Here is a 3,226-nt window from a genome sequence, read left to right as displayed (position 1 = left end):
GAGTAGGACGCCGCCGAACAAATTTTAGCCTCAACCCCCGAGCGATTGCTCGGGGGTTGAGGCATTTTTGCGTTTAGGGTCAGAACATGCGATACGACCTGGTCATCCTCGACAACGACGGCGTCCTTGTGGACAGCGAGCCGATCTCCAACTCCATCCTGGCCGGCTATCTCACCGAGCTGGGTCACCCCACCACCTATGAGGAGTCGCTCCGCGACTACATGGGTGCTGCCGTGCACCGGGTGCACGACCTCGTGCTGGAGCGGTCAGGGCAGCGGCTGCCCGACGGCTTCGACGAGGCCCTCCACGCACGTGTCTTCGCGGCCTTCGAGCGGGAGCTCGAGCCCGTCGCCGGGGTCGCCGACCTGCTGGGCGGGCTGGTGGCCGAGGGGGTGCCGTACTGCGTGGCCTCGTCGGGGACGCACGAGCGGATCCGGGTCGGGCACCGGAGGACCGGGCTCGACGAGTGGTTCGAGGAGGAGTGGGTGTTCAGCGCGGAGGACGTCGGGCGGGGCAAGCCGGCGCCGGACCTGTTCCTGCACGCCGCCGAGCGGATGGGCGTCCCGCCGGAGCGGTGCGTCGTCATCGAGGACAGCCCGCTCGGGGTGGCCGCGGCGCAGGCGGCCGGTATGGATGTGTACGGGTTTACGGCGATGACTCCCGAAGACAGGCTCCCGGGAGCGCAGGGGTATTTCTCGAAGATGGCGGATCTGGGCGAATTGCTTGCTTGATCCATCTACCCACGGGTAAGCCAGGGGCCTACTGTGCCGCCATGACGACAGATGTTCGCCTGCGGCACGGCAGGGTGTCCCTGGGGATCAGCTTCTTCGCGCAGGGCGCTGCCTTTGCGTTGCTGGTGACGAGGATCCCTGCGATTCAGGACCGCTACGGGATATCCGACGGGCTGCTGCCCGCCTTTCTCGCCGCGGTCCCGATCCTGGCCGGCGTCAGCAGCGTGGTCACCGAGAAGCTGGTGGCGCGGGTCAGGCCCAGTGTCGTACTGCGGTGGGTCCAGCCCGTGGTGCTGCTGGCCCTGCTCGGGGTCGCGGCGGGGGACCAGCTGTGGCAGGTGGCCGTCGCGCTGGGGGTGTTCGGGCTGTCCGTGGGGGCGCTGGACGCCTCCATGAACATGCTGGGGGTCAGCCTCCAGCGGACGTACGGGCGGAGCATCATGCTCGGCTTCCATGCCTCGTACAGCCTCGGCGGGATAACCGGGGCCTCCCTCGCCTGGGTCGGGGCGCACTGGCATCTGTCGCTGCTGGTCTCCTATCTGCCGGTCGCGGCCGTACTGGTGCCGGTGTGTCTGGTGGCGAGCCGGTGGTACGCCGACGCGAAGGACAGCGTGGGCGAGGCCGACGGCGGGGAGGCCGCGGGGAGTGCGGGCGGGGGCGTTGTCTTCAAGATGCTGCTGCCCCTGTGCCTGGTGATGGCCTTTGCGTACATCGGGGACTCGACGGTCTCCAACTGGAGCGCGAAGTACCTCCAGGACGTGCTGGGGAGCTCCGAGCAGCTGGCCACCGTGCCGTACAACGTCTACATGGTGACGACCCTGCTGGGGCGGGCCGTCGGGGACCTGGGCGTGCGGCGGTTCGGGGCTGTGGCGGTGGTGCGCGTCGGGAGTGTGGTGGCCGCCGTGGGGTTCGCGGTGGTGGCGGTGGCTCCGGGGCCCTGGGTGGGGATGCTCGGGTTCACGCTGCTGGGGTTCGGGCTGTGTGTGATCGTGCCGCAGACCTTTGCCGCGGCGGGACGGATGTTCCCTGGGGCGAGTGATGCTGCTGTGGCGCGGCTGAATGTTTTCAATTACGTGGGGTTCCTGGTGGGGTCGCCTCTGGTGGGGGCCATCGGGGATGCCTGGAACTATCGGGCGGCCATGGTCGTGCCGATGGTTCTGGTGCTGATGACGCTCGTGTATGCCAGGTCGTTCGGGGTCGGGGACGCCCGATACGGTGGCGGGCATGAGCGGCCGCGGACTGTTGATGTGGGACGAAGCAGTAACGAGGTATGACTTCGGGGCCGGGCATCCGATGGATCCGGTGCGGCTGGCGTTGACGATGGGGCTCGTGAGGGCCTTCGGGCTCGATCAGGCTGTTGATGTCACTGCGGCGCGTGCTGCCGGGGACTCGACGCTGCGGCTGGTGCACCGGGCGGACTACATCGAGGCCGTACGGGCCGCTTCGGCTGACCCGGGGGCCGCCGACGGGGCCTATGGGCTCGGGACGGCCGATGATCCGGCGTTCGCAGGGATGCACGAGGCGTCCGCGCTGATTGCGGGGCAATCGGTGGGGGCCGCCGAGGCGGTGTGGCGGGGTGACGCCGAGCATGCGGTGAACTTCGCGGGCGGGCTGCACCATGCGATGCCGGGGGCCGCGTCGGGGTTCTGCATCTACAACGATGCGGCGCTGGCCATCGCGCGGCTGCTGGAGCTGGGGGCCGAGCGGGTCGCGTACGTGGATGTGGATGTCCATCACGGGGATGGAGTGCAGGCTGCTTTCTGGGACGACCCGCGGGTACTGACCATTTCGCTGCACGAGCATCCCCGGATGCTCTTTCCCGGGACCGGGTGGGCCGAGGAGACCGGGGGCGCCGGGGCCGGTGAGGGGTCGGCCGTCAATGTCGCGCTGCCGGCGGGGACCGGGGACGCGGGATGGCTCCGGGCCTTTCACGGAGTGGTGCCCGAGCTGTTGGCCGACTTCCGGCCCCAGGTGCTGGTTTCGCAGCACGGTGCCGATACGCATGTCGAGGATCCGCTGGCGCATCTTGCCGTCTCGGTGGACGGGCAGCGGGCCGTGCAGGTGGCCTGTCATGAGATGGCCCATGCGTATACGGAGGGCGGGAAGTGGGTTGCCCTGGGTGGGGGCGGATACGCGGTGGTGGATGTCGTGCCGCGGTCCTGGACTCATCTGGTGGGGATCGCCGCGCATGCGGAGGTGGACCCTGAGACGGTGATTCCCGCTTCGTGGCGGGATGAAGTGTTCGCGCTCACACGGGAGTTGGGGCCCGGTCGGATGACCGATGGGTGTTGGCCCGTGTCGTGGCGGGAGTGGGAGTCGGGGTACGACCCGGCGGATCGGCTTGATCAGGCTGTGCTTGCTGCTCGGCGGGCGGTGTTTCCGCTGCGGGGGTTGCTGGCCTAGTGCGGGTGGGTGGGCAGGTGGAGGTGTTCCCCGATTCCGCCCCTTCCCGAAGCGGGGGCTCCGCCCCCTGCACCCCCGCTCCTCAATCGCCG

3 protein-coding genes are annotated in these 3,226 nt (G+C 69.2%); all 3 read left to right on the top strand.

Annotated elements, in window-relative coordinates:
- Positions 1–86: 86 nt before the first annotated feature.
- From J0695_RS28165 to J0695_RS28155, 3 genes are read left to right on the top strand one after another with little or no spacing between them, the layout of a single operon-like run.
- Positions 87–731 carry an HAD family hydrolase gene (locus tag J0695_RS28165; RefSeq protein WP_206966625.1) on the top strand — a complete coding sequence of 215 codons (645 nt, stop codon included), beginning with the start codon at positions 87–89 and terminating at the stop codon, positions 729–731.
- A gap of 41 nt (positions 732–772) precedes the next feature.
- Positions 773–2,005 carry an MFS transporter gene (locus J0695_RS28160; protein WP_206966622.1) on the top strand — a complete coding sequence of 411 codons (1,233 nt, stop codon included), beginning with the start codon at positions 773–775 and terminating at the stop codon, positions 2,003–2,005.
- Entirely contained in the window at positions 1,956–3,134 is a 1,179-nt protein-coding gene (locus tag J0695_RS28155) for an acetoin utilization protein AcuC (protein WP_206966620.1), read from the top strand. Before J0695_RS28160 ends, J0695_RS28155 begins: the two co-directional genes overlap by 50 nt.
- Positions 3,135–3,226: the final 92 nt, after the last annotated feature.

Source organism: Streptomyces beijiangensis (assembly GCF_017315755.1).
In the GTDB taxonomy this organism is placed as follows: Bacteria; Actinomycetota; Actinomycetes; order Streptomycetales; family Streptomycetaceae; genus Streptomyces; species Streptomyces beijiangensis.
This window is presented reverse-complemented; position numbering and strand designations above follow the sequence as displayed.

What these genes read in the sequence shown, in the direction of transcription:
- J0695_RS28160 (WP_206966622.1), top strand. Translation starts at nt 773, where the DNA reads ATGACGACAGATGTTCGCCTGCGGCACGGCAGGGTGTCCCTGGGGATC.
- J0695_RS28155 (WP_206966620.1), top strand. Translation starts at nt 1,956, where the DNA reads ATGAGCGGCCGCGGACTGTTGATGTGGGACGAAGCAGTAACGAGGTAT.
- J0695_RS28165 (WP_206966625.1), top strand. Translation starts at nt 87, where the DNA reads ATGCGATACGACCTGGTCATCCTCGACAACGACGGCGTCCTTGTGGAC.